Source organism: Herbaspirillum lusitanum P6-12, assembly GCF_000256565.1.
Taxonomy (GTDB): Bacteria; Pseudomonadota; Gammaproteobacteria; order Burkholderiales; family Burkholderiaceae_D; genus Herbaspirillum; species Herbaspirillum lusitanum.
This window is the reverse complement of the sequence record NZ_AJHH01000084.1, coordinates 1-1,173: the sequence shown is the minus strand read 5'-3', so window position 1 is coordinate 1,173 and position 1,173 is coordinate 1. Positions and strand designations below refer to the sequence as shown.

Genomic DNA, 1,173 nt, shown 5'->3' with positions numbered 1-1,173 from the left:
CCTGCCTTGAGGAATGCCGGCAAGATGTTTAATTCAGTGCTTCCTTGGCGGCTTCTTCCGGCGTCAGGCCGTCATAGAACAGGTCGGTGAACCATTCGACTTCTTCCTCGATGTGTTCTTGCGCCTGCTCCAGCGTGGCGCCGCCTTTGACGAGGAATTTTTCGACTTCGGTACACCACTGGATCAGGGCTTCGGTTTCCGGATCGAGCTTTTCTTTCTTGGGCATGATGATTTCCTTGTTTCGTTGTTGCAGGGCGGTGTTATCCGGATGATCTTGCAAGCATAAGCCAAAGCGCGCCGGGGCGCTGCAGCCGCTTCAGCCCAGCGCCGCCCACAGCAGCGACAAACCAGATGCCAGCAGCAGCAGGTCCAGCAGGCGCTGGAAATTGGCTTCGCTCATTTTCATGACGAAGACCTTGCCGAGGAAAGTGCCGGCCATCAGCGACGCCCCCACCAGCAAACCTTGCAGGAATACCGACAAGGGCATCGCGCCGAGCTCACGGAAGGTCAGCACCTTGCTGACATACAGCAGCAGCGAACTGGCCGCTTCGGTGGAGAGGAAGGCGCCCTTGCTGAGGCCGTAGGCGGTGAACACCGGTACGCTGAGCGGTCCGGTCGACAGCACGATGCCGGTCAGGTAGCCGATGACAGCGCCGGCCAGCGCCAGTTGCCAGAGGCGGACACTGAAGTTGCGCTTTCTGATCCAGTGACGGAACGGGATCATGGCGATGAAGAACAGGCCAAGACTGATGTCGATGAAGTGCGGAGGCAATTCCAGCAAGGTGCGCGCGCCGAGCGCCGCCGCCGGCACGCCGGGGATGGCATACGCCAGGAAGGCGCGCCAGTCGACCACGCGCCACCACGCCAGCACGCGCGACAGGTTGGCCATCGCGGCCGCCACTGCCATGATGGGGACCGCCTGCTTGGGGCCGAAGTTGTAGACCAGCACCGGCAGCAGCATGATGGAAGAACCGGTGCCGATGATGCCGCTGACCATGCCGGCGATCAGGCCGACGCTCAGGACGAAGATATAAGCTGCCACAGGGTGTTCTGAAGAATTTTTATGGAATGCCGCGGCGGTATTGTACGCCGTCGCTCGACACCCCGTGGCGGCCTTGTTGCTGTGGGCTATGGCCGTTCGCCGGCCTTGAGTCGCGCGGCGATGGCGTCGAC

General features: G+C 61.6%; 2 protein-coding genes. Both read right to left on the bottom strand.

Annotated elements, in window-relative coordinates; all coding sequences use genetic code 11:
- Window positions 1–28: 28 nt before the first annotated feature.
- A complete protein-coding gene (locus HLUSI_RS0102850; RefSeq protein ID WP_029363050.1) occupies window positions 29–226 on the bottom strand; it encodes a hypothetical protein in 198 nt (65 codons plus the stop codon).
- Between the two features lie 90 nt (window positions 227–316).
- Window positions 317–1,042, bottom strand: a complete 726-nt coding sequence (locus HLUSI_RS0102845; protein ID WP_016832534.1) for a sulfite exporter TauE/SafE family protein — start codon at window positions 1,040–1,042, stop codon at window positions 317–319.
- Window positions 1,043–1,173 lie beyond the last annotated feature (131 nt).